General features: G+C 46.7%; 22 protein-coding genes, 1 riboswitch and 1 other annotated feature. All 22 genes read left to right on the top strand.

Going from position 1 to position 25,414, the window contains the following annotated elements; translation table 11 throughout:
- Nucleotides 1-56 precede the first annotated feature (56 nt).
- Complete coding sequence (gene spoVE / locus AC1DN5_RS05765; RefSeq protein WP_003154430.1) at nucleotides 57-1,157, top strand: stage V sporulation protein E; 1,101 nt, start codon at nucleotides 57-59, stop codon at nucleotides 1,155-1,157.
- Between the two features lie 116 nt (nucleotides 1,158-1,273).
- On the top strand, nucleotides 1,274-2,365 hold the full coding sequence (gene murG / locus AC1DN5_RS05760) for an undecaprenyldiphospho-muramoylpentapeptide beta-N-acetylglucosaminyltransferase (protein WP_366969416.1): 1,092 nt from the start codon (nucleotides 1,274-1,276) through the stop codon (nucleotides 2,363-2,365).
- 25 nt (nucleotides 2,366-2,390) lie between these two features.
- On the top strand, nucleotides 2,391-3,302 hold the full coding sequence (murB, locus tag AC1DN5_RS05755; protein WP_016936206.1) for a UDP-N-acetylmuramate dehydrogenase: 912 nt from the start codon (nucleotides 2,391-2,393) through the stop codon (nucleotides 3,300-3,302).
- Between the two features lie 129 nt (nucleotides 3,303-3,431).
- Nucleotides 3,432-4,223 carry a cell division protein FtsQ/DivIB gene (locus AC1DN5_RS05750; RefSeq protein WP_016936205.1) on the top strand — a complete coding sequence of 264 codons (792 nt, stop codon included), beginning with the start codon at nucleotides 3,432-3,434 and terminating at the stop codon, nucleotides 4,221-4,223.
- 548 nt (nucleotides 4,224-4,771) lie between these two features.
- Nucleotides 4,772-6,085: a cell division protein FtsA gene (gene ftsA, locus AC1DN5_RS05745; protein ID WP_003154425.1), complete on the top strand. Its 1,314-nt coding sequence runs from the start codon at nucleotides 4,772-4,774 to the stop codon at nucleotides 6,083-6,085.
- Nucleotides 6,086-6,120: 35 nt separating this feature from the next.
- Nucleotides 6,121-7,269 (top strand): cell division protein FtsZ, encoded by a 1,149-nt coding sequence (gene ftsZ / locus AC1DN5_RS05740; protein ID WP_016936203.1) that lies wholly within the window; start codon nucleotides 6,121-6,123, stop codon nucleotides 7,267-7,269.
- A gap of 272 nt (nucleotides 7,270-7,541) precedes the next feature.
- Nucleotides 7,542-11,831: a S8 family serine peptidase gene (locus AC1DN5_RS05735; protein ID WP_366969413.1), complete on the top strand. Its 4,290-nt coding sequence runs from the start codon at nucleotides 7,542-7,544 to the stop codon at nucleotides 11,829-11,831.
- 215 nt (nucleotides 11,832-12,046) lie between these two features.
- Nucleotides 12,047-12,976: a sigma-E processing peptidase SpoIIGA gene (gene spoIIGA / locus AC1DN5_RS05730; protein ID WP_016936201.1), complete on the top strand. Its 930-nt coding sequence runs from the start codon at nucleotides 12,047-12,049 to the stop codon at nucleotides 12,974-12,976.
- A gap of 57 nt (nucleotides 12,977-13,033) precedes the next feature.
- Nucleotides 13,034-13,753 carry an RNA polymerase sporulation sigma factor SigE gene (gene sigE / locus AC1DN5_RS05725; protein WP_016936200.1) on the top strand — a complete coding sequence of 240 codons (720 nt, stop codon included), beginning with the start codon at nucleotides 13,034-13,036 and terminating at the stop codon, nucleotides 13,751-13,753.
- Nucleotides 13,754-13,893: 140 nt separating this feature from the next.
- Nucleotides 13,894-14,676 (top strand): RNA polymerase sporulation sigma factor SigG, encoded by a 783-nt coding sequence (gene sigG / locus AC1DN5_RS05720; RefSeq protein ID WP_013352181.1) that lies wholly within the window; start codon nucleotides 13,894-13,896, stop codon nucleotides 14,674-14,676.
- 126 nt (nucleotides 14,677-14,802) lie between these two features.
- Nucleotides 14,803-15,600: an ABC transporter ATP-binding protein gene (locus AC1DN5_RS05715; protein WP_366969412.1), complete on the top strand. Its 798-nt coding sequence runs from the start codon at nucleotides 14,803-14,805 to the stop codon at nucleotides 15,598-15,600.
- Between the two features lie 4 nt (nucleotides 15,601-15,604).
- Nucleotides 15,605-15,713, top strand: a riboswitch (TPP riboswitch).
- A 71-nt stretch (nucleotides 15,714-15,784) separates the two neighbouring features.
- Nucleotides 15,785-17,065 carry an acetylornithine deacetylase gene (locus AC1DN5_RS05710; RefSeq protein ID WP_366969411.1) on the top strand — a complete coding sequence of 427 codons (1,281 nt, stop codon included), beginning with the start codon at nucleotides 15,785-15,787 and terminating at the stop codon, nucleotides 17,063-17,065.
- A gap of 60 nt (nucleotides 17,066-17,125) precedes the next feature.
- A complete protein-coding gene (locus tag AC1DN5_RS05705) occupies nucleotides 17,126-17,377 on the top strand; it encodes a YlmC/YmxH family sporulation protein (protein WP_003154415.1) in 252 nt (83 codons plus the stop codon).
- 152 nt (nucleotides 17,378-17,529) lie between these two features.
- The gene (gene pgeF, locus AC1DN5_RS05700; RefSeq protein ID WP_029575208.1) at nucleotides 17,530-18,366 is read left to right on the top strand and encodes a peptidoglycan editing factor PgeF; all 837 of its coding nucleotides are present in this window, start codon (nucleotides 17,530-17,532) and stop codon (nucleotides 18,364-18,366) included.
- 6 nt (nucleotides 18,367-18,372) lie between these two features.
- Nucleotides 18,373-19,065, top strand: a complete 693-nt coding sequence (locus tag AC1DN5_RS05695) for a YggS family pyridoxal phosphate-dependent enzyme (protein WP_366969410.1) — start codon at nucleotides 18,373-18,375, stop codon at nucleotides 19,063-19,065.
- The gene (gene sepF / locus AC1DN5_RS05690) at nucleotides 19,062-19,520 is read left to right on the top strand and encodes a cell division protein SepF (protein WP_045926086.1); all 459 of its coding nucleotides are present in this window, start codon (nucleotides 19,062-19,064) and stop codon (nucleotides 19,518-19,520) included. The genes AC1DN5_RS05695 and sepF overlap by 4 nt, the downstream gene beginning before the upstream one ends.
- 6 nt (nucleotides 19,521-19,526) lie before the next feature.
- Nucleotides 19,527-19,805, top strand: coding sequence for a YggT family protein (locus tag AC1DN5_RS05685; RefSeq protein WP_016936193.1), 279 nt, complete (start codon nucleotides 19,527-19,529; stop codon nucleotides 19,803-19,805).
- Between the two features lie 61 nt (nucleotides 19,806-19,866).
- Complete coding sequence (locus AC1DN5_RS05680) at nucleotides 19,867-20,637, top strand: YlmH family RNA-binding protein (protein WP_366969409.1); 771 nt, start codon at nucleotides 19,867-19,869, stop codon at nucleotides 20,635-20,637.
- Between the two features lie 94 nt (nucleotides 20,638-20,731).
- The gene (gene divIVA, locus AC1DN5_RS05675) at nucleotides 20,732-21,226 is read left to right on the top strand and encodes a septum site-determining protein DivIVA (protein WP_003154406.1); all 495 of its coding nucleotides are present in this window, start codon (nucleotides 20,732-20,734) and stop codon (nucleotides 21,224-21,226) included.
- A 61-nt stretch (nucleotides 21,227-21,287) separates the two neighbouring features.
- Nucleotides 21,288-21,514: a binding site (T-box leader), on the top strand.
- Between the two features lie 51 nt (nucleotides 21,515-21,565).
- Nucleotides 21,566-24,331, top strand: coding sequence for an isoleucine--tRNA ligase (gene ileS, locus AC1DN5_RS05670; RefSeq protein WP_016936191.1), 2,766 nt, complete (start codon nucleotides 21,566-21,568; stop codon nucleotides 24,329-24,331).
- 148 nt (nucleotides 24,332-24,479) lie between these two features.
- A complete protein-coding gene (locus AC1DN5_RS05665; RefSeq protein WP_095240746.1) occupies nucleotides 24,480-24,851 on the top strand; it encodes a TraR/DksA family transcriptional regulator in 372 nt (123 codons plus the stop codon).
- 101 nt (nucleotides 24,852-24,952) lie between these two features.
- A complete protein-coding gene (gene lspA, locus AC1DN5_RS05660) occupies nucleotides 24,953-25,414 on the top strand; it encodes a signal peptidase II (protein ID WP_016936189.1) in 462 nt (153 codons plus the stop codon).

Here is a 25,414-nt window from a genome sequence, read left to right as displayed (position 1 = left end):
GCTTGTCTCTGTTCATCGGCAGCCCTAAATGACTTATGCTTGGGGTGTCGATTGCTTTGACTACTAAAAAAACAGCGCCTGATTTGTTATTAGTTATCATTACGTTATTGCTTTTAACAATAGGATTAATTATGGTTTACAGTGCAAGTGCGGTTTGGGCGGATTATAAATTTGACGACTCGTTTTTCTTTGCGAAACGGCAGCTGCTGTTTGCGGGAATCGGCGTCATTGCCATGTTTTTCATTATGAATGTGGATTATTGGACATGGCGCACATGGTCGAAGCTGCTTCTGATCATTTGTTTTTTCCTGCTTGTGCTTGTACTGATTCCGGGAGTCGGAATGGTGCGGAACGGTTCAAGAAGCTGGATCGGAGTGGGCGCGTTCAGCATTCAGCCTTCGGAGTTTATGAAACTCGCGATGATTGCGTTTCTGGCTAAATTTCTTTCTGAAAAACAGAAGAACATTACGTCATTCAGACGCGGATTCGTTCCCGCGCTCGGAATCGTGTTTTCTGCATTTATTATTATCATGTGCCAGCCCGACCTTGGAACGGGGACGGTGATGGTGGGTACGTGCATCGTGATGATATTTGTTTCCGGTGCGCGAATCGCTCATTTCGCGTTTCTCGGACTTATCGGTTTAAGCGGATTTGCGGCGCTTGTTCTGTCCGCTCCTTATCGGATTAAACGGATCACCTCCTACTTAAACCCGTGGGAGGACCCGCTTGGAAGCGGATTTCAGATCATTCAGTCGCTCTATGCCGTAGGTCCGGGCGGTCTGTTCGGAATGGGGCTCGGCCAAAGCCGGCAAAAGTTTTTTTACCTGCCGGAGCCGCAAACCGATTTCATTTTTGCTATTTTATCTGAGGAACTCGGCTTTATCGGCGGCTCGCTCATATTGCTGCTGTTCAGTATTTTATTATGGCGGGGCGTCAGGATTGCGCTCGGCGCTCCGGATTTATACGGAAGCTTTGTCGCCATCGGTATTATTTCTATGATTGCTATTCAAGTCATGATTAATATCGGTGTTGTGACGGGGCTGATCCCGGTAACAGGAATTACGCTGCCGTTTTTAAGCTACGGGGGGTCATCATTGACGCTGATGCTTGCAGCGGTCGGCGTGCTTTTAAATGTCAGCCGGTACTCGAGGTATTGATCTGTATCTTGCCTCATCACTCATGATATATTCGTCATTTATAAAAAAACAGACAACATCAATAACCCTGTCCTAAAAAACAGGGTTATCGCTATGTGATTAAGGGGGACATACGAATGCGTATTGCAGTAAGCGGGGGCGGAACCGGAGGACATATTTATCCGGCTTTGGCCTTTATTAAAGAAGTTCAGCGCCGGCACCCGGACGTGGAATTTTTATATATCGGAACAGAGAACGGTCTTGAGAAAAAAATTGTTGAAAGGGAAAATATTCCGTTTCGCGCCATTGAAATTACAGGTTTCAAACGAAAACTTTCTTTTGAAAATGTAAAAACGGTCTTGCGTTTCTTAAAAGGCGTGAAGAAAAGCAAATCGTATTTAAAAGAATTTAAACCAGATGCCGTTATCGGCACAGGCGGCTATGTATGCGGTCCAGTTGTATACGCGGCGGCAAAAATGGGAATTCCGACGATCATTCATGAGCAAAACAGCCTTCCGGGCATCACGAATAAGTTTCTCTCGAAATATGTTAATAAGGTGGCGATTTGCTTTGAAGAGGCAAAATCGCATTTTCCTGCTGAAAAAGTTGTTTTTACGGGAAACCCGAGAGCCTCTGAAGTCGTCTCAATTAAGACAGGCCGCTCGTTAACTGAATTCGGGCTGAAAGAAGATCAAAAAACGGTGCTCATTTTCGGCGGAAGCAGAGGTGCGGCTCCTATTAACCGTGCCGTTATTGATATGCAGGAAGAATTGAAAACGAGACCTTACCAAGTGCTTTATATTACCGGGGAAGTGCATTATGAGAAGGTAACGGCTGAGCTGAAAGGCGGAAAAGCCGCTGATAATATGGTGACAAAACCGTTTTTGCACCAAATGCCGGAGTACTTAAAATCAATCGATGTTATTGTGGCCAGAGCCGGGGCGACAACGATTGCGGAAATCACCGCACTCGGCATTCCGAGTGTGCTCATTCCGAGCCCGTACGTGACAGCCAATCACCAGGAAGTCAATGCGAAGGCGCTCAGCCAGCATGACGCTGCAATCGTACTGAAAGAAACCGAGCTCAGCGGAGAAAAACTGATCGCTGCGCTGGACAAAATCGTAATGAATGACGAAACGCTAAAAGACATGAGTGAGCGGACAAAATCACTCGGTGTTCCCGATGCGGCAGCCAGACTGTACAGTATCATGGAAGACATTAAAAAATAGAGCAAATGGAATGCGGAGGTTTACGATGGAGAACGTAATTCAGGAATTAAGAGACCGCGAAGTCGGCAAAGTGCTGGAACAAGAACCGCTCGCGAATCATACAACGATGAAAATCGGCGGTCCGGCGGATATTTTAATCATCCCCAACCGTGTGGAAGCGGTCAAAGATATTATGGATATTGTGAAGAAACATGACCTGCCATGGACGGTTATCGGCCGCGGTTCAAATCTGCTCGTGCTTGATGAAGGCATAAGAGGAGTTGTTATTAAGCTGGGAGCGGGTCTCGATCATTTGGAGATTGACGGCGATCAGGTGACGGTCGGAGGCGGTTATTCAGTCGTCCGTCTTGCGACTTCGATGAGTAAAAAAGGAATGTCCGGACTCGAGTTTGCAGCAGGCATTCCGGGATCAATCGGCGGAGCCGTCTATATGAATGCGGGGGCGCATGGATCTGATATGAGTGAGATTCTTGTGAAAGCCCGTATCTTATTTGAAGACGGCACGATCGAATGGCTGACGAACGAAGAGATGGACTTCAGCTACAGAACGTCTGTATTGCAGAAAAAACGTCCCGGCGTGTGTCTTGAGGCAATTCTAAAGCTTGAGCAAAAGGAACGGGAAGCCATCACGGCGCAAATGCAGCAAAACAAAGATTACAGAAAAAATACTCAGCCGTACTCAAGCCCCTGCGCGGGAAGCATATTCAGAAATCCGCTGCCGGATCATGCCGGAAACCTCGTTGAAAAAGCGGGATTAAAAGGATATCAGATCGGCGGAGCGAAAGTGTCCGAAATGCACGGGAATTTTATCGTCAATGCCGGCGGGGCGACTGCCAAGGACGTCCTTGACCTGATTGAGTATGTGAAAAAGACCATCCGTGAGCAGTATGATGTTGACATGCATACAGAAGTTGAAATCATCGGCGGGAATCGCTAAAAGGTTCTCTGATTTCCGTGAGCTCATGTGATATACTTTTAACAAATGTCAAACGGCATCACAGCATGCCGTTTGTTTTTCAATCAGACGAATGTCAAGCTGTTTCATTCTTAGCGAGGTGGACAGGCAGTGAACCCGAATCATGAAAGAGAAAAAATCGTAAATATTGAAGAACGGATTCCGAAAATCAAAGAGCAGCGGAAACAAAAAGCAAACCGCCGGCTGATTTCATTCATTGTGCTCTTTTTTATGATGGTTTTAATCATCGTGTATTTGCAGATGCCGATCAGCAAAGTCTCTTCTGTCACCGTTTCCGGAAACGAAAACGTGTCTGTAAAAGAGATCAGCGCGCTTTCTGATATACATAACGGACAGACCGAGTTCTGGAGTCTGAACAAGAAAAAAACAGAAGAAAAGATTGAGCAGAATAAGCTGGTGAAAAAGGCGGAGCTTTCAAAAGCATTTCCTAACAAAGTCAGAATTCACATTGAAGAATATAAGACCATCGCGTATCTGCAGCGGAATGATGTGTATTATGAAGTGCTGGAGAACGGCACCGTGCTGCCGAACGAAGTCACGCCCGATGACGCGGGTCCGATTTTGGTAGACTGGACAAACGCGAAAAAGCGGGTCAAAATGGCAGATCAGCTTGATAAGCTTTCAGGTTCGTTAAAGCAGTCGATTTCTGAAATCTACTACACTCCGGTAAAAATGGATCAGGACCGGATTAAGCTGTATATGAACGACGGATATGTGGTGACCGCTTCAATTAAAACGTTTGCCGCCCGGATGAAGACCTATCCTTCTATCGTTTCTCAGCTGGACGGCGGAAAAAAGGGAATTATCCACTTAGAAGTCGCTACATATTTTGAAGAATTTAAAAAAGGTAAATCCGGCAAGAAAAAAGAAACTGATCAATAGTTCTAAAGAACTAATTTTAAGGTGATTCAAAAGGGACTGTTACAATCAGCATGGCAGCCGATATAACCGATAGCGGAATAGTTATGACTATGTTTGTTTTTTGCCGGGGATTCCGGCTGCCGGACAAGCGGAAAATTCTTAATGCAATGGGCGTGTCTTCTGCAGTGATCATTGCATTTGGAATTTTCCTCCTGTTTCTTCTTTTTTCGGATGTTTCTGGCAATATCTATCGCTTTTCTGAAGGTTCATCTTAGTGTAGACTAATGGAAAGCGGGTATATTTGCATCTGGATTGCACAGGATGACCCCGTGACAAGAAATCTTACGGTAAGGTGGGCCATCTCCAAAAAAAATAAAAAAAATGCGATATAAAAGAGGATATACATAGAATATAACGAATAGTTTCATTAAACATAAATTGTGAGAAATCAGATGAAAATTTGTTGATGCTGTTGTTTTTGTTACACACTTGTAAAGCCACATCCATTGTATTGTTGTTCCGCAAATAATAGAATAGAATTTGATCGAAATGTGAGGAGGTGCCATAGAATGAACAACAATGAACTTTACGTCAGTCTTGACATCGGTACGTCCAATACAAAAGTGATCGTCGGAGAAATGACAGATGATTCCCTTAACATTATCGGAGTGGGAAATGTACCGTCTGAAGGGTTGAAAAAAGGCTCAATCGTTGATATAGATGAAACCGTTCATTCTATAAGAAAAGCGTTTGACCAAGCTGAAAGAATGGTAGGTTTTCCGCTGAAAAAAGCCATTGTCGGCGTTAATGGAAATTATATTCATATTCAAGATACGAACGGCGTTGTCGCTGTTTCCAGTGAAAACAAAGAAATTCACGTTGAAGACGTCCGCAGGGTAATGGAAGCGGCACAGGTCGTGTCAGTTCCGCACGAGCAGCTGATCGTTGACGTCGTTCCGAAACAGTTTATCGTTGACGGAAGAGACGAAATTACCGATCCGAAAAAAATGCTCGGCGTGCGCCTGGAAGTAGAAGGCACGCTGATTACCGGCTCCAAAACGATCTTACATAATTTGCTTCGCTGTGTGGAGAGAGCGGGCGTCGAAATTACAGATATCTGCCTGCAGCCGCTTGCGGCCGGTTCAGCGGCTTTGTCAAAAGACGAAAAAAACCTCGGAGTCGCCATGATTGATATCGGCGGCGGCTCGACGACGGTGGCGGTATTTGAACAGGGGCACCTGAAGGAGACAGCCGTCATTCCGCTCGGAGGCGAAAACATCACGAAAGATGTATCGATCGGATTGCGCACTTCCACCGAAGAGGCTGAAAGAGTAAAGAAACAATTCGGACATGCATTCTACGATGAGGCTTCAGAAGATGAAGTATTTGAAGTCACCGTCATAGGAACGAATCAAAAGCAATCTTTTACACAGCAGGAAATTGCCAATATTATTGAAGCAAGAGTGGAAGAGATTCTTGAGATTGCCGCAGCCGAAATTGAGCATATGGGAATTACAGATCTGCCCGGCGGCTTTGTGCTGACCGGCGGACAGGCCGCAATGCCCGGCGTGCTTTCATTGGCACAGGAAGTGCTGAGGCACAATGTCAGGGTCGCAAGCCCGAATTATATCGGTGTAAGAGACCCTCAATATATGACGGGTGTCGGCTTGATACAATTTGCCTGCCGAAATGCCAGAATTCAGGGAAGAAAAATAGGCTTTCATATGCCGGAAGAAGCCGTGCAGGAAATCGCGGTCTCTCACGAAGAAGAACATCATCAGCGGCCTGAGGCGCAGCAGCGTCCAAAAGCAAAACAAAAAACACAAGCCGAACACAACAAACCGAGCAAAATGAAAAAACTATTAAGCATGTTTTGGGAATAGATTGATAGTCATTCGGCAGATTAGGAGGATTTAGCATGTTGGATTTCGAAACAAACATAGACGGCTTAGCATCAATTAAAGTAATCGGAGTAGGAGGCGGCGGTAATAACGCGGTCAACCGAATGATTGAAAACGAAGTACAGGGTGTAGAGTACATCGCGGTAAATACGGACGCGCAAGCTCTTAACCTGTCAAAAGCAGAAGTGAAAATGCAGATCGGAGAAAAGCTGACCCGCGGTCTCGGAGCGGGAGCGAATCCGGAAGTCGGCAAAAAAGCCGCTGAAGAAAGTAAAGAACAAATCGAAGAAGCGTTAAAAGGCGCTGACATGGTGTTCGTTACAGCCGGAATGGGAGGCGGTACCGGAACGGGAGCCGCACCGGTTATTGCGCAAATCGCAAAAGACTTAGGCGCTTTGACTGTCGGAGTCGTAACAAGACCGTTTACATTTGAAGGACGAAAACGCCAGCTGCAGGCTGCCGGCGGGATCACGGCGATGAAAGAAGCCGTTGACACGCTGATCGTTATTCCGAATGACCGGATTTTAGAAATTGTCGATAAAAACACACCGATGCTTGAAGCATTCCGTGAAGCTGATAACGTGCTTCGCCAAGGGGTGCAAGGTATCTCAGACCTTATCGCGACGCCTGGTTTAATCAACTTAGATTTTGCCGATGTTAAAACCATCATGTCCAACAAAGGTTCAGCATTGATGGGTATCGGGATCGCTACAGGCGAAAGCCGTGCTGCCGAAGCCGCTAAAAAGGCCATCTCCAGCCCGCTCCTTGAAGCGGCAATCGACGGAGCGCAAGGTGTTTTAATGAACATTACGGGAGGTACAAATCTGAGCCTCTACGAAGTGCAGGAAGCAGCCGATATCGTCGCTTCTGCGTCTGATCCTGATGTGAATATGATTTTCGGTTCAGTTATCAATGAAAATCTGAAAGATGAAATCGTCGTTACCGTCATCGCGACTGGTTTTATCGAACAGGAGAAAGACGACTCAAAACCGCAGCGTCCGAGTTTAAACCAAGGCTTGAAGTCTCAAAGCCAGCCTGCTGCGAAACGTGAGCCGAAACGAGAAGAAACACAGCATCAAAACACGGTAAACCGCCATACTTCACAGCCGGCGGATGATGCCCTTGATATTCCTACATTTTTAAGAAACCGCAACAAACGCGGCTGATGCAAAAAGGACAAAACCACATGGTTTTGTCCTTTTTCTTTTTTCGCTCAGTCTTCCTGCCTATCCCCATGATCTATACAATGAAAATAGAAACTTTATACCTATGACCAATTGATTGTTTTCTAGTTTCGTCCGGCTTTCTGACAGAATGTGACAATATCTGAATAGAAGATTGTCTACATTTAACGTGCAGCATCGAAATGACAAACCATTCCAATTGAGAGGGGAGGAATACAAATTTATATTGCGTTTCCAAATAAGGAGGGATACGATTGAAGAAAAAAATGAGAAACAGATGGACAGGCTCCGTTTTAAGCGCGATTGTCGTCAGTTCACTGCTGTTTCCGGGTGCAGCCGCAGCGGAGACCACACCGGGAACAGTTTCTGCCACCAAAGATCTTTCTTCCTCTAAGAGCGTTCAGCATAAGATTTCCGATTCAGTCAAGAAGCGTTTTGAGAAAAATGATAAAGTCACATTTCTCATCAAATTTAAAGAGAAAGCCGATACGAAAAAAGCGGTTAAAGAAGCAGAGAAAAATGCCAAGTCCCAATCGCTTTCGGCAGCAAAAACAGAATATCAAAAGCGGTCAGCGGTCGTCTCTTCTTTAAAACTGGCGGCTCATGATGCCCAGCAGAATATAAAAACATATTTGGAAAAACAAAAAAAGAAAGGCAAGGCGGACCGCATCCATTCCTATTATATTGTCAACGGAATGGCAGTCACGGCTTCGAAAGAGGTGATGGAGAAAGTTGCCTCATTTCCTGAAGTAGAAAAAGTTCTCCCGAATGAAAAGCGACAGCTTACTCAATCAAAAGCTCCTTTTCAATTGAAGAAAAAACAAAAAGAGATCAAGGCAAAGGGAGGCGTTGAATGGAACATCAGCCAAATTGATGCGCCGAAGGCCTGGGCCTCTGGTTACGACGGCACCGGTACGGTTGTCGCCTCGATTGATACAGGGGTTCAGTGGGATCACCCGGCGCTTAAGGAAAAATACCGGGGGTACGATCCTGAAAATCCCGCAGCGCCGAACCATGAAATGAACTGGTATGATGCCGTGTCTAAAAAAGACGCGCCCTACGATGATCTTGAACACGGCACTCATGTAACAGGCACGATGACGGGTTCAGAACCTGACGGCTCAAATCAAATCGGTGTCGCTCCGGGCGCGAAATGGATCGCAGTAAAAGCATTTTCAGATGACGGAGGAACCGATGCCGATATTTTGGATGCCGGTGAGTGGGTGCTCGCGCCAAAAGATAAAAACGGCACTCCGCATCCCGAGATGGCGCCGGATGTTGTCAATAATTCCTGGGCAGGCGGTTCAGGAATGGACGAGTGGTACCGCGATATGGTGAATGCATGGAGAGCAGCCGAGATTTTTCCGGAATTCTCTGCGGGAAATGAAGATTTATTTACACCGGGAGGACCTGGTTCAATCGCAAATCCGGCCAATTATCCGGAAGCATTTGCGACAGGCGCGACTGACATCGACAAGAAACTTGCTGATTTCTCACTTCAAGGCCCCTCACCGTATCATGAAACTAAGCCGGATATTTCGGCTCCAGGAGTGAATATCCGTTCCTCTATTCCTGGGGGAACATATGAAGGCGGCTGGAACGGAACTTCAATGGCCGGGCCGCATGTGGCGGCGACGGCGGCTTTGTTAAGGCAGGCGAACGCTTCTATTACGGTTGATGAAATGGAAGACGTTTTGACGCGCACCGCTGAAAAGCTGACAGACTCCGTTTTTCCGGAATCACCGAATAACGGCTACGGCCACGGTTTAGTCAATGCTTTTGACGCCGTTTCTGCCGTAACAGACGGAATCGGAAGCGTAGAAGGCAAAGTATCTTCTGCGGGCGAAGATCACAATCCGCCCAGCTGGCATCATGAACCCGTCCAAGTAGCTTACAAAGGGGCAAATCTGCCGTTAACGGTTACAGCAGAAGACGATGTAAGCGTGACTGAGGTGTTACTTTCCTATCAATTTGATAAAGGAGAATGGAAAACGATCGCCGCCGTTCAAAAAAGCGGTGATGAAAAAAAGGGGCTCTACCAGGCAGAAATTCCGCACGTAACGGGCAGCACGGTAAGTTATAAATGGACAATAAAAGATTTCGGGGGTCATTCTGCAGAATCTGATACGTACCGGGCTGACGTAAAACCGAGCATTACGGCGGGGTACAAAGAAGATTTTGAATCACAGCCGGCCGGCTGGTCCAGTTACGGGACACATGACCAATGGGAATGGGGGATTCCGAGTTCAGGCCCCGGCGCTGCATTTTCCGGAGATAAAGTGTATGCGACGAATCTGTCCGGACCGTATGCCGATTCGGCCAATATGAATTTAGTGATGCCTCCGATCCAGGTTCCAGATTCAGGACGGTTGTTTTTGCAATTTAAAAGCTGGCACAAGCTCGAAGAATTTTTTGATTACGGGTACGTGTTCGTTCTGCCGGAAGGAAAATCGAATTGGGAGCAGGCAGCTGTTTACAATGGTGACTCCGCAGGATGGAATGATGAAGAAGCAGACTTATCCGCGTATAAAGGCCAAAATATAAAGCTTATGTTTAATATGCAGTCAGACGAAGTACTCAATGAAGACGGATGGTATATTGATGACGTCCGGCTTTCAAGCAGCCCTCTCGGCAAGGCGGCCAAAAAAAGCAAACACAATAGACAAACACCGCCCGGACATCTGAAGAAAAAAGCCGTCAGTCCGAAACTGGCCAAACCGGCGGTGAAATCATCCGGAAAACCGGTGAAACGTGAAACGAATCTCCTGCCGCTCAGAGCGCAAATCAGTGTCGCCGAGACGGGGAAATCCGTGTATTCCGACCCCGCAACCGGAAGCTACAGCCTGTCTCATAAAGCGGGAAACTATACGCTGAAAGCCGAGGCATACGGATTTAAACCCGCTGCAAAACAAGTTTCTGTTCAAGCAGACAAAACCGCACAGGCAGACTTTACACTGGAACAAATGCCGTCCGGCACGCTAAAAGGAACCATCACCAATCAGTCGACAGGCGAACCGGTGGAAGGGGCCGCGCTTTATGTAGTGGAGGACGCTGCAATTGAGCCTGCGGTGACAAATGACAAGGGTGAATATTCGCTTCGGGCGTACGAAGGCTCATACACCATTAAAGTAGCCGCAAAAGGCTTTTACAACAGCGAATTTTCTGTTGACATCAAAGGGGATGCTGAAAAAAACGCCAAGCTTAAGCCGTATATCGGCTATGAAGGGGAAATTGCTTATGATAACGGGACTGAAGAAGCCGGACTGTCCTATTTTAAGGCAGGCAGCAAATCTGCCGTTAAGATGACGCTTAAAGACGGAAAAGAACACGGTATGCTGACAGGAGGCCTCTTTAAATTTTGGGGCGCGGACTGGCCTGATCCGGGCGGTACCGAATTTCAAGCAGAAGTATATGATGCATCCGGCCCTGACGGGAGCCCGGGCAGCAAAATTGCCGGCCCGTTCCAAGCTGAAGCGCTTCGAAACGGAAAATGGACCAAAGTGGATCTCAGCTCAAAAGGAATCGAGGTCGGAAAGGATTTTTATCTTGTGCTCCGCCAGACGAAACCCGATCCTTATTCACCTGCCCTGTCATCTGACGACGGCAGTCCATATTCGAACAGAAACTGGCAATACCTCGACGGCAGCTGGTCAAAAGCCGATAAATCAGACGGAAACTTTATGATCAGGGCTTTAGTCGACTACGAAGCTTCCGTGCCTGAGATCACGTCGCCTGTTGACCGGTCATTTACAAACAAGAAGTCAATCACGGTGCAAGGAACGGCTTCGCCAAGAACCGCAGTCCGCCTGACCAATAACGGTAAAACCGCCGCTGAAACGAAAGCAGATGCAGACGGCCATTTCCAGGCTGATGTCACACTGCGTAAAGATGCCAATCGGCTGACGGCGGCATCTGTGACGGACAAGGGATCAACCGATGAGTCACGCCCTGTCACGGTCATACTCGATCAGGATAAGCCGGATGTGACGATTGACAGTCCGGCAAACGGAGATAAAACAAATAAAGAAGCGGTGACTGTAAAAGGAAAAGCTTACGACGCCCATTTAAAATGGGTGAAGGTGAACGGCAAAAAGGCCGAGGTGAGTGACGGCTCTTATCAAGCAAGAATCCTTTTGGAAAACGGCAGCAACGAAATCAAAGTCACGGCCTCAGACGAAGCGGGTAACAAAACAACGAAAAAGACGGTGATTGATGTCAATTATCACGCTCCCGTCATCTCCGGATTGGTTCCCGGAGCGGATAAAAAATTAAAAGCCGGAGAATCAGTGAAAATCGCTTTTTCAAGCGGGAAGAAATTAGACGCCTCATTCGTGATCCGTATGCCTCTGACAAACGCCCGGGCAGGGACCCAAAACGCGACGGAGCTTCCGCTGAGAGAAATTTCTCCGGGACGATATGAGGGTTACTGGACGGCGACTTCTTCCATCAAAGCAAGCGGAGCAAAAATTGACGTTATTGCAAGAGATGATTATGGAAATGAAACGAGACAGACAGCAAAAGGAAAACTTTATATCAATGAGTAAAACAGAGCGCTGCCGGGACACGGCAGCGCTTTTTTGGCTGAGACGGTCAATAGGAAATCAATCTCTTCGACCCTCGACAAATAAAACGGTTATCCCTTAAAAATTGTACTTTCCCCTCAACATTAATTGACAGACTTTCCCACAGAGCTTGCTTTATACTTATGAAACAAGAGAGAGAAACAGATATGTAAGACAAAAGAGGAAAGGGGTCAGATGTGAAAATCTATCTGGATGTCATTTGGCTGTTGAACTTTTGTTTTGATTCTCTTTTGCTTTTATTAACCGCCTTTATTTTAAAACGCCAGGTGAAAAAAAGAAGAGTGGCCGCCGGCGGTTTCATCGGATCAGCCATTGTGCTTCTGATGTTTACGCCTGTTTCTCCCTTTGTAGAGCATCCGGCGGGAAAAATGGCATTTTCAGTTGTCATCGTGCTTACGGCTTTTGGCTTTAAACGGTTTCGGTACTTTTTTCAAAATTTGTTCGCCTTTTATTTCGCGACCTTTCTCGTCGGCGGGGGAATGATCGGCGTACATTCCCTGCTGCAGACAGAATCAATTGTAAAACACGGCGCCATGGTTACGAGCCAGACCGGCTTCGGCGATCCGATCAGCTGGATATTTGTTGTCATCGGATTTCCGGCCGTATGGTTTTTTTCGAAAAAGAGAATCGAAGACATCGAGACGAAGTCCATTCAGTACGATGAACTTGTCATGGTTCAGGCAGAATTCAGCGGACAGACAATCCGCGCAAAAGGCCTGGTGGATTCCGGGAATCAGCTGTATGACCCGCTGACAAAAACGCCGGTCATGATCCTTCACATTGACAAATTCGCTCCGATTCTCAGTGAAAAGGAAACGGACATCATCAAATCTGCCAGTCCGCTTGAAGTGATAGAGCAGCTTGATGATTCATTCCGCCATGCGGATAAGCTGAGGCTGATTCCATACAGGGGCGTCGGCCAGGACAATCAATTTTTACTCTGTTTAAAGCCGGATTACGTCACGATTATAACGAAAGACGAGATGATTGCATGTGAAAAATGCCTGATCGGCATCAGCGCGAAACAATTATCAGCGGACGGTGAATTTGACGGAATCGTTCACCCGAAGATGCTGACCGGGAAGGCTGTGAAGCATGTATCCTGACGAAAAGTCTGTTATTCATCATACTCAAAACGCATTGTATTTAGAAGGGGGAGGAAGATGAAAAAACTTAAGCTGCGTCTGACATATTTGTGGTATAAATGGCTGATGAAACTCGGACTGAAAAGTGATGAAGTATATTACATAGGAGGAAGCGAAGCGCTGCCGCCGCCTTTGTCTAAAGAAGAGGAGCAGGTGCTCTTATTAAAGCTGCCGAGCGGGGATCAGGCGGCGCGGGCCATCCTGATTGAGAGAAACTTACGCCTTGTCGTTTACATTGCCCGCAAATTCGAAAACACCGGCATCAATATCGAGGACTTAATCAGCATCGGCACAATCGGTTTGATCAAAGCGGTAAACACGTTTAATCCGGAAAAGAAAATCAAACTCGCAACCTACGCGTCGCGATGTATTGAAAACGAAATTTTGATGTACTTGCGCCGAAACAATAAAATCCGTTCAGAGGTGTCCTTTGATGAACCGCTGAACATTGATTGGGACGGAAACGAACTGCTGCTTTCGGATGTGCTCGGCACAGATGATGATATTATTACAAAAGACATTGAAGCCAATGTGGATAAAAAACTTTTGAAAAAAGCGCTTGAGCAATTAAATGATAGAGAAAAGCAGATCATGGAACTGCGATTCGGGCTTGTCGGTGAAGAAGAAAAAACACAAAAAGATGTAGCCGATATGATGGGGATTTCACAATCTTATATCTCCCGGCTCGAAAAGCGGATTATTAAAAGACTGAGAAAAGAGTTTAACAAAATGGTGTAAAATTTTTTCCATCTGACGGTCCTTACTGCTGCAAGGATTGCCGGCGCCGGATGTTTATTTCTGTAAAATAGCGGTGCATATTTTTCCCACCCGAGGAGATACTTAACGTTGTACAGCAGCTCCTAGTGGGAGGGAAAAACGTGTCAAGAAATAAAGTCGAAATTTGCGGGGTGGATACCTCCAAATTACCGGTGCTCAAGAATGAAGAGATGAGAAAGCTGTTTAAGCAATTGCAGGATGAGGGCGATGATTCAGCGAGGGAAAAGCTTGTAAACGGCAATCTGCGCCTTGTCTTAAGCGTCATTCAGAGGTTTAACAACAGAGGAGAGTATGTTGATGACTTATTTCAGGTCGGCTGCATCGGACTAATGAAATCCATTGATAATTTTGACCTAAGCCATAATGTTAAGTTTTCAACATACGCTGTACCGATGATTATCGGAGAAATCCGCAGATATTTGCGGGATAACAATCCGATCCGCGTCTCGAGGTCGCTTCGCGATATCGCATATAAAGCGCTTCAAGTAAGGGAGCGGTTAATCAGTGAGACAAGCAGGGAGCCGACAGCAGAGGAAATCGCCAAAGTTCTTGAAGTGCCCCATGAAGAAATTGTGTTTGCCCTTGACGCCATCCAAGATCCGGTATCACTGTTTGAGCCGATTTATAATGACGGCGGCGATCCGATTTACGTGATGGACCAGATTAGCGATGAGCGCAATAAGGATACACAATGGATTGAGGAGCTCGCTCTGAAAGAAGGCATGAGAAGACTGAACGAACGGGAAAAAATGATTTTGCGAAAGCGCTTTTTCCAGGGGAAAACCCAAATGGAAGTCGCAGAAGAAATCGGCATATCCCAAGCTCAGGTCTCAAGGCTTGAAAAGGCAGCCATTAAACAAATGAATAAGAATATCCATCAATAACGGAGAAAGCCTTTAAACATTGTTTTAAAGGCTTTTTTCGTGCGCCGGTTTACGTTTGCGAAAAAGTGATGTATTCTAATGTGTAAAAGTTTTAAGAAAATTGAAACAAATAACGGGGGAACTGCAATGATTTTACAGCTGGACAATGTGTCATTAAAAAGAAACGGCCAATGGATTTTGAAAGATATCAACTGGCGCGTTGAGAAAAACGAAAATTGGGTGCTGTTCGGACTGAACGGAGCCGGAAAAACAGCCTTGCTGAATATGTTATGTTCTTATTACTTTCCCACTTCAGGAGAGATGCAGGTGCTCGGTCATCAATTCGGCAAAACAGAGCTCGGTGACAGGCTCAGAAAAAAAATCGGTCTTGTTTCAGCGGGTCTGCAGCACAAATTATATGCCGCGGATTCCGCTTTTGAAATCGCCCTCAGCGGCGCGTACGCTTCAATCGGGCTTTATGAAACACCGAGTGAACAAGTGAGGGAAAAAGCGATCGGTCTTCTGAAAGATTTAGGCGCCATCAGCTACGCGGACAGACGGTATGAAACGTTATCTCAGGGGGAAAGGCAAAGAGCGCTGATTGCGCGGGCGCTTATGGCTGATCCGGAACTGCTGATTTTGGATGAGCCCGTGACGGGTCTCGATTTTATGGCAAGAGAGCAGCTGCTGGATACGATAACGTCGATCGCTGAAAAAGAAAATGCGCCGTCCATCCTTTATGTCACTCATCATGCTGAAGAAATTCTGCCGGTATTTGATCAGGCGCTGCTTTTAAAACAAGGCGAGGTGTTCGCTGCCGGGAAAATCAAGGACATGCTTTCTGACGAGCGGCTTACAGCGTTTTTCGATATGCCTGTCAATGTCTTATGGAACAACGGCCGTCCATTTTTAACGCGTGCAAAAGCGGCATCATCCGTCAAATAAAATCAATTCACCCTGGGGGTGCTGCTGACATGCAGCTGAGAGAGACGTTGGTCTCAACTCTTAACGGACCTGATCCGGATCATGCCGGCGGAGGGAAGCGGTGAAAAAAGCGGAGGAAAATCCGTTTTTACCCGTTTCATTTGATGAAACGGGTTTTTTAATACAGCAAAAGGAGAGATGTTCAATGAACCAGCTTGACATGCTGCTGCAGCAGGCGGATAAACGGCGGGACGATTTAATACATATTGCTGAAAGGTTGATTGCTTTTCCGACACCGGCTCCGCCTGCAAGAAATACAGCAGAAGCTCAGAAGTGGGTGGCCGGATTTTTAAAAGAAATGGGCTGCTCGGTCGATATGTGGGATGTGTACCCGGAAGATCCGAACGTAGTCGGTGTTTTAAAAGGGACAGATTCAAGCGGGCATCAAAGCCTGATTTTAAACGGACACATTGACGTAGCCGAAGTCAGGGATGAAGACTGGGACTCTGACCCGTTTCAGCCGCTCGTTAAAGCCGGCATGCTGATCGGAAGAGGCGCCGCTGATATGAAAGGCGGATTGGCGTGTGTTCTATTTTCTCTGAAGCTGATACATGATGCAGGCATTGAGCTTGCGGGCGACCTCATTGTACAGTCTGTGATCGGAGAAGAAGTCGGCGAGGCGGGGACGCTGGAATGCTGCAAACCCGGCTATCACGCGGATTTTGCGGTTGTCGCGGATACGAGCAGCCTGCATATTCAAGGGCAGGGCGGAGTCATCACCGGCTGGATAGAATTGAAAAGCAAACAAACATTTCATGACGGCATGAGGCGCAATATGATTCATGCGGGCGGAGGCACATTCGGAGCGAGCGCAATCGAAAAAATGGCGAAAATCATCACTGCCTTGGGAGAGCTGGAACGCCACTGGGCAGTAACGAAAAGCTATCCCGGCTTTGCGCCAGGCACCAATACGATCAACCCCGCCGTTATTGAAGGGGGAAGGCACGCAGCGTTTGTCGCCGATGAATGCCGATTATGGATTACTGTCCACTTTTACCCGAACGAAACGCACGAACAAGCTGCGGCAGAAATCGAAGACTATATCAATCGTGTCTCTGACGGTGATCTGTGGCTCAGGGAAAACAGGCCGGTATTCAAATGGGGCGGGTCTTCCATGATTGAAGACAGAGGAGAGGTGTTCCCGGCGCTGGAAATCGACCCGGACCATCCGGCCGTTTCTGTTCTGGCGGAATCGCACTCAGCCGTCAAACAACAGGAGCCCGTCATTGATGTTTCCCAAACCGTAACAGACGGAGGATGGCTTTATCATGCCGGGATTCCGAGCGTCATATACGGACCCGGCGATTTAAAAAACGCCCATTCCGTAAACGAAGAAGTGTCCGTCGATGAGCTGATGGACTATACGAAAATCATGCTGAGATTTATCCACACCTGGTGCAGCCGCAAAAAAGATTGCCCGATGTGACAAGGTTCAGCCCGGCCGCTCATATAATAGGAAAAAGAACGGGCAAAGGGCGTGATACAAATGATCAGCATATCTGAATTTCAAATAAAAGATGTAGTCAACGTGTCGAACGGAAAAAAACTCGGAAGCATCGGTGATATTGATATTAACGTGACAACGGGAAAAATTCAGGCGATTATTTTAGGCGGCAGCGGAAAAGTTCTCGGTTTTTTCGGAAAAGAAGAGGAAATGATCATTCCTTGGCGAAATATAGTTAAAATTGGGGAAGATGTCATCTTAGTGCGTGTAAACGAACCAAAGGGGGGAGCATAATCCTCCCTTTACTTGTAAAAAGCCGGAAATCTCAATGTTTCCGGCACATTTATTTATCTCATTTTTCAATCAGCCGCTAAACGTATGCTTAAAATTGTGTTAAAATGAGTGGGAAATTCGCTTTTTAATGTTTGTCGAAAGGTTGGATCTTCATGAATACATATCACCCGTTTAGTTTTACCACCCCCTCGGCACTCATGATAGAAGACTGGAACCGTGTGAATCAGCATAACACAAAGGTCATCGCCGGATTCACAACGAAAAACGGCGGTGTCAGCAATCCTCCGTATGAGTCATTAAATACCGGATTGCACGTCCGGGACGAAGCTCATGATGTTGTGAAAAACCGTGAAATCATAGCGTCCTTATGCGGTACTGATCTGGATTCCTGGGTATTCGCCGATCAGACACATGAAAACCGCGTCCGATGCGTGACAGCGGGAGATAAAGGAAAAGGGGCGAGAGACTATTCCTCCGCATTCCGCGGGACGGACGGGCTCTATACGAAAGATACAAATCTTTTTTTGGCCCTGTGTTTTGCAGACTGTGTGCCTTTGTATTTTTATGACCCGGTGAAATCAATGATCGGCGCTGCCCATGCCGGATGGAATGGGACGGTCAGACAAATCGGGCGCATCATGACGGAACGCTGGGTAACCGAAGAAGGCTCCCGCTTAACAGATATTCAGGCCGTCATCGGTCCGTCCATCAGCGCGGACAGCTATACCGTCGACGACCGCGTCATCAATGAAGTCCGGGCGCTGCCGTTTTCCGCAGAATCCGCCATACGCGAAACGGAAAAAGGCCGGTATCAGCTTGATTTAAAAGAGGTCAACCGCCTTCTTCTGATACATTGCGGCATTCCGGAAGAAAACATTTCAGTCAGCGGTTTATGCACCGAACAAGAGCGTGAACTATTCTTTTCACATCGCCGCGACAAAGGAAAAACGGGACGCATGATGTCCTTTATCGGAATGAAGGAGGCATAAGTTATCTTGCGTGTTGCTGATCAATTACGACATATAAACGAAAGAATAAACGAAGCATGTAACAGATCGGGCCGAAGCCCCGAAGATGTAACTGTCATCGCGGTTACAAAATACGTATCAGCCGAAAGGGCTCAAGAGGCCGTGGATGCCGGTATTACAAGTCTGGGAGAAAACCGGGATGCCGAGCTTATCCGTAAGCAGGATGTCATTAAAGGCAGCCCCGTGTGGCACTTTATCGGCAGTCTTCAGTCCAGAAAGGTGAAGGCCGTCGTTGACCGTGTATCTTATATACATTCCTTAGACAGACTGTCATTAGCTAAAGAAATTGAAAAACGGGCGCAGCATGCGGTTCGCTGTTTTGTGCAGGTGAATACTTCGCTTGAGCCGTCTAAGCACGGTTTGAAAACAGAGGAGGTCATTCCCTTTATCAGAGAGCTTTCTGAGTTTAGAAACATTTCTGTAGAGGGCCTGATGACGATGGCTCCCCTGACAGACGATACAGAAACGATCAGAGCCTGTTTCCAGCAATTGCGTGATCTGAGGGACCAGGTGCAGAAGCTGGACCAGACAAACGCACCGTGCCGGGAACTGTCAATGGGCATGTCAAATGATTATGAAATCGCTGTTGAAGAGGGCGCTACTTTTATCAGAATCGGCTCTTCATTAGTCGGAAATGAAACGGGGGGTGTAAACAAATGAGCATGAAAAATAAACTGAAAAACTTTTTCTCGATGGATGAGGAGGAGTACGAATACGAATACATTGAAACGGAGCAGGATCGTCCGGAAGAGCATGAACAGCAGAAAGATAAACAGAATGCCTACGCTCAGAAGCCTGCGGGCAAACAGAACGTAGTAAGCTTGCAAAGTGTTCAGAAATCCTCTAAAGTGGTGTTGAGTGAACCGCGTGTATATGCGGAAGCGCAGGAAATCGCCGATCATTTAAAGAACAGGCGGGCGGTTGTCGTCAATCTTCAGCGCATCCAGCATGATCAGGCAAAAAGAATCGTCGACTTTTTAAGCGGAACCGTCTATGCCATCGGCGGCGACATTCAAAGAATCGGTTCGGATATTTTTCTGTGCACGCCTGATAATGTCGATGTTTCCGGCACGATTTCGGAGCTTATAAATGAAGACGAACATCAGAGGTGGTAAAGCAGGATGATTCTTTATCAAATTTTTTCCGTTCTGAGTTATTTAATTTACATCTACTCGTTTGCCCTGATTATCTACATCTTTATGTCATGGGTGCCGAGTACGAGAGAAACGGCGGTCGGACGGTTTCTCGCATCGATTTGCGAACCGTATTTAGAGCCGTTCAGAAGGATCATTCCGCCCATTGCCATGCTGGATATATCCCCGATTGTAGCGATTATCGTGCTTCGGTTTGCCACGACGGGACTTTGGGGCCTATACCGCATGATCGCAATGTATACTTGAATGCGACAGTTTGATACGGGCTTGGCACCAGCCAAGCCTCTTTACATAGAAAGGAAAGAACATGAGCGATATTTACCAGCACTTCAGACACGACGAGCGGCCTTTTATCGACCAGGCGCTTGAATGGAAAGAGATTGTCCTGGACCAATATCGGATGAAGCTGACCGATTTCTTAGATCCGCGGGAACAGGTGATTGTAAAAGCCGTCATCGGCGATACGTGCGGTCTTGCCTTTTTCGGGGGATATGACAGAGCTGAGCGCAAACGCGCGATTTTATACCCTGAATATATGGAACCTGGACAAGATGATTTTGAGCTTCAGGCCTTTGACGTTCAATACGCTGAAAAATTCGTCAACATCGATCACCGCTCTCTTCTCGGATCATTAATGGGGATCGGCTTAAAGCGGCAGAAATACGGCGATCTGATTTTCTCAGAGGAGGCCGTGCAGCTTATCGTTTCCGGTGAAATCGCCGATTTTGTCGGCACTCAGCTGACCAAAGCGGGCAAAGCGCCGGTAAAGCTTGAGAAAATCGAGCTTTCGGCCCTTCACATTCCCGCTTCAGATGTCGAAATAAGGGATGACACGGTTTCTTCATTGCGCCTCGACGCTGTCTGCGCTTCGATGAGCAGGCAATCCCGGCAGAAAGCGCAGACCCTTGTGAAGAACGGGCTCGTTAAGGTGAATTGGAAAGCCGTTGAGGATCCGTCCTATCAGGTTGCTGAAGGGGACATGCTCTCGATTCGGGGCTTCGGACGATGCAGTTTGACAAAAGTAGACGGAAAAACGAAAAAAGACAAATGGAAAGTCACATTCGAACGGCAAAAATGAGTCGTTTTTTCAGATTTTTTCTCCATCTATGGCCGTATTTGTTTTATAATGTGAACTAGATAACCGTACTGAAATGTAAAATGGAGGTGGCAATATGCCATTAACGCCGAATGATATCCATAACAAAACGTTTACAAAAGGTTTTCGCGGATATGATGAAGATGAAGTAAATGAATTTTTAATGCAGGTCAGAAAAGATTACGAAATCGCACTCCGTAAAAAAACGGAGCTTGAGGCGAAAGTGAACGAGCTGGATGAAAAAATCGGCCACTTTGCCAATATTGAAGAAACGCTGAATAAGTCAATTCTCGTAGCTCAAGAAGCGGCAGAAGACGTAAAGCGCAATTCGCAGAAAGAGGCGAAGCTGATCGTCCGTGAAGCAGAAAAAAATGCTGATCGAATCATCAATGAGTCGCTTTCCAAATCAAGAAAAATCGCAATGGAAATTGAAGAGCTGAAAAAACAGTCTAAAGTGTTCAGAACGCGTTTCCAAATGCTGATTGAGGCGCAGCTCGACCTGCTGAAAAACGATGATTGGGATCATCTGTTAGAATACGAAGTCGACGCGGTATTTGAGGAAAAAGAATAATTTTCAGATTTTCTTGACATTCTCCGGCCCGTTCGAATATAATACGTTCATAAATTCAGATGAAAAGACGATGAAAGGGACCGGCATGACTCAAAGCGGGCCATAAAGCGAACCGGGGAAGGTGAAAGCCCGGGATGGCCGGAATCATGCAGATCAGCCCTTTAGTTTCCTTTCTGAACCGAGAGTAGGAAAGGACGTTCCATCACGTTACGATGTTCGAGAGGAAAAGACGGATGATCGTTTTTTCTAAAAGGGTGGTACCGCGAGATAAGCTTTCTCGTCCCTTATGGGATGAGAGGGCTTTTTTTATTTTCTGAAAAATGTTGTGGAGGAATGAAAATGGATTACAAAGATACGCTGTTAATGCCGAAAACAGATTTTCCGATGCGCGGAAATCTGCCGAACCGTGAGCCTGACATGCAGAAAGAATGGGAGGAGCAGGATATTTACCGTCTTGTTCAAGAACGGACGAAAGACCGCCCGAAATTCGTACTGCATGACGGACCTCCTTATGCAAACGGAGACATCCACATGGGTCATGCCCTGAATAAAATCCTGAAAGATTTTATCGTCCGCTATAAATCAATGAGCGGCTACAACGCCCCGTATGTGCCGGGATGGGACACGCACGGTCTGCCGATTGAAACGGCACTGACAAAAAACAAAAAAGTGAACCGGAAAGAAATGTCCGTAGCCGATTTCCGCAAGCTTTGCGAAGAATATGCATGGCAGCAGATCGAAAGACAGCGCGAACAATTCAAGCGTCTCGGCGTCAGAGGCGATTGGGAAAACCCTTATGTTACGCTCCAGCCTGAATTTGAAGCGCAGCAGATCCGCGTTTTCGGCGAGATGGCGAAAAGAGGCTATATTTATAAAGGCCTGAAGCCTGTCAACTGGTCGCCTTCAAGTGAATCTGCCTTAGCAGAAGCGGAAATTGAATATCAGGACAAACGTTCGGCATCCATTTATGTTGCATTTAAGGTGAAAGACGGTAAAGGCGTTCTCGAGAACGGAGAAAGCTTTATTATCTGGACAACGACACCGTGGACAATGCCTGCCAACCTCGGAATTTCCGTTCATCCTGATCTTGAATACAATGTCATCAAGGTTGGAGACAAGCGTTATGTAGTAGCGGCTGAATTAATCGAAAGCGTAGCGGAGGCATGCGGCTTTGAAAATCCTGAAGTTGTCGCATCGTATAAAGGCAGAGAGTTAGAATACATCACTGCAGAACATCCGCTGTACGGCAGAGATTCACTCGTCATGCTCGGTGACCATGTTACAACCGATGCCGGAACAGGCTGTGTTCATACTGCTCCGGGCCACGGGGAAGATGACTTTATCGTCGGCCAAAAGTACGGCTTAGAAGTACTTTGCCCTGTCGATGAAAAAGGCAACATGACCGACGAAGCGCCGGGCTTTGAAGGAATGTTTTACGATAAAGCCAATAAACCGATCACGGAGAAGCTTGAAGAAAACGGCGCGCTCTTAAAGCTCGAGTTTATTACACACTCTTATCCGCATGACTGGAGAACAAAAAAACCGACTATCTTCAGAGCGACAGCGCAATGGTTTGCGTCAATTAAAGATTTCAGACCGGAGCTGCTTGATGCCATCAAACAAACGAAGTGGGTGCCGGAGTGGGGCGAACAGCGCCTTTACAACATGGTGCGCGACCGCGGCGACTGGTGTATTTCAAGACAGCGCGTCTGGGGCGTTCCGATCCCGGTATTTTATGCTGAAAACGGTGAGCCGATCATCACCGACGAAACGATTGAACACGTTTCTGAGCTGTTCAAACAGCACGGCTCAAACGTCTGGTTTGAAAGAGAGGCAAAAGACCTTCTGCCGGAAGGATTTACACATCCGGGAAGCCCGAACGGAATCTTCACGAAAGAGCAAGACATTATGGATGTATGGTTTGATTCAGGTTCTTCTCACCAGGCCGTTCTTGAGGAACGTGATGATCTCGTCCGCCCGGCTGATTTATACCTTGAAGGCTCTGACCAATACCGCGGCTGGTTTAACTCATCTCTTTCTACCGCCGTTGCAGTCACCGGCAAAGCGCCGTATAAAGGCGTATTAAGCCACGGATTTACACTTGATGCAAACGGCCGTAAAATGAGTAAATCACTCGGCAATACGATTGAGCCGACAAAAATCGCAAAACAGCTTGGAGCTGAAATTCTGCGTTTATGGGTTTCTTCCGTAAACTATCAGGCCGATCACCCGGTTTCTGAAGATATTCTGAAGCAGGTCGCGGAAGTATACCGGAAAGTCCGCAACACGTTCCGTTTCCTTCACGGCAACCTGTTCGATTTCGATCCAAGCGTCAATGCGGTTGATGTAAAAGATCTTCGTGAAGTGGATCAATATATGCTGATCAAGCTGAATAAGCTGATCGATAAAGTGAAAAAAGCGTACGATGAATACGAATTTGCGGTTGTTTATCACAGCATTCATAATTTCTGTACGATCGAGCTCAGCTCTTTCTATCTTGATTTCGCAAAAGATGTCGTGTACATCGAGCATGCGGATCATCCGGACCGCCGCAGCATGCAGACCGTCTTTTATGAAACGCTGCTGGCGTTAGTGAAGCTGACAGCACCGATTCTCCCTCATACGGCGGATGAAATGTGGTCTCACTTATCATTTGTTGAAGAGGCGAGCGTGCAGCTGACAGATATGCCGGAAACCATCTCTGTTCCGGACAGTCAAGCGACAGAAGAAAAATTCGACCGCTTCATGGAGCTTCGCAATGACGTGCTGAAAGCTTTGGAAATGGCCCGTAACGAAAAAATTATCGGGAGATCATTGGAAGCGAGCCTGACTTTGTATCCGAACAAAGAAAACCGCGACCTCTTGTCATCCATTAAAGAAAACATCGCACAGCTGTTTATCGTCTCGGAACTGACAGTAAAAGACGAAAGCGAAGCGCCGGAAAACGCGCAAAGCTTCACAACAGGAAAAATGACCGTAGAAAAAGCGGAAGGTCAGATGTGTGAGCGGTCCCGCGTGATTTCTAAAGATGTCGGCGCTAATCCGAAGTATCCGACATTATCACTGCGCAATGCGGAAATCGTTGAAAAATATTATCAAAATTAATGAATGAGAAAGCGCCCGGCTGACAGCCGGGCGTTTTTTACATGCCACTAATGTCATCGATTAGAACGATAGGAAAAATCTTATGGGCTTCAAATGGCGCTCTGGGGGCAACAATAAAGCTATAAATCAAGAGCAGGAGTTGTGATGAATGAATGATCAACTGACCGCAATCCACACGGAGCTTCTCATGATGAAAGAAGAACTTCAATCAAGATTATTTGAATATTCTTGCTTTCAAATGTCAGCATCTGTTGAACCTTCAATGAACGACCAAGAAGCAACTCTGATCTATCATATAAAAGAAGAACTTCAGGATGTTCTTCTTGCCCTGTCTAAGTTTGAAAACAATACGTACGGTTATTGTGAAAAAACAGGCGCCCCCATTCCGATTGACAAGCTCGCGGTATTGCCGACGGCCAGAACTGCTGATGATTTTTATTATCCCGCTCAATTTGAAAAGAAAACCCTTCCATACTGGGTATCCGGAGATTATGCATATGATCAGGCGCTGTATGAGTGACAGCGTCTGTCTTCATGCCCTTATGATCTGCCTTTACTCCGGCATCTTTTACTGATAAAATTCATAAAGGATAAAAGTAACTGTATACTGGAGGAACGTGTGTGCTTTATTATCTTATCGCTCTTTTTATTATTATTGCCGACCAATTAACCAAATGGCTTGTCGTCAGCCATATGGAATTGGGACAAAGCATACCTGTCATCGATCAGGTGCTTTATATCACCTCTCATCGCAACACGGGAGCGGCATGGGGAATTTTAGCCGGCCAAATGTGGTTTTTCTACGTCATTACCATCGCCGTGATTATCGGAATCGTTTATTACATACAGCGTTATGCAAAAGGGCAGATGTTACTCGGAATTTCTCTCGGCTTAATGCTGGGAGGTGCAGCCGGAAACTTTATCGACCGGGCGGCACGCCAGGAAGTAGTCGATTTTATTCACGTCATCATCGTGAATTATCACTATCCGATTTTTAATATCGCGGACTCCTCACTGTGCGTCGGCGTCATACTTTTATTTATTCATATGCTGTTTGACAGCGGGAAAAAGAAGGAGCAATAA

It is taken from the genome of Bacillus sp. 01N42_2, from assembly GCF_056399565.1.
Note: the sequence above shows the minus strand (reverse complement) of the source record. Positions and strands in the feature narration are given on the sequence as shown.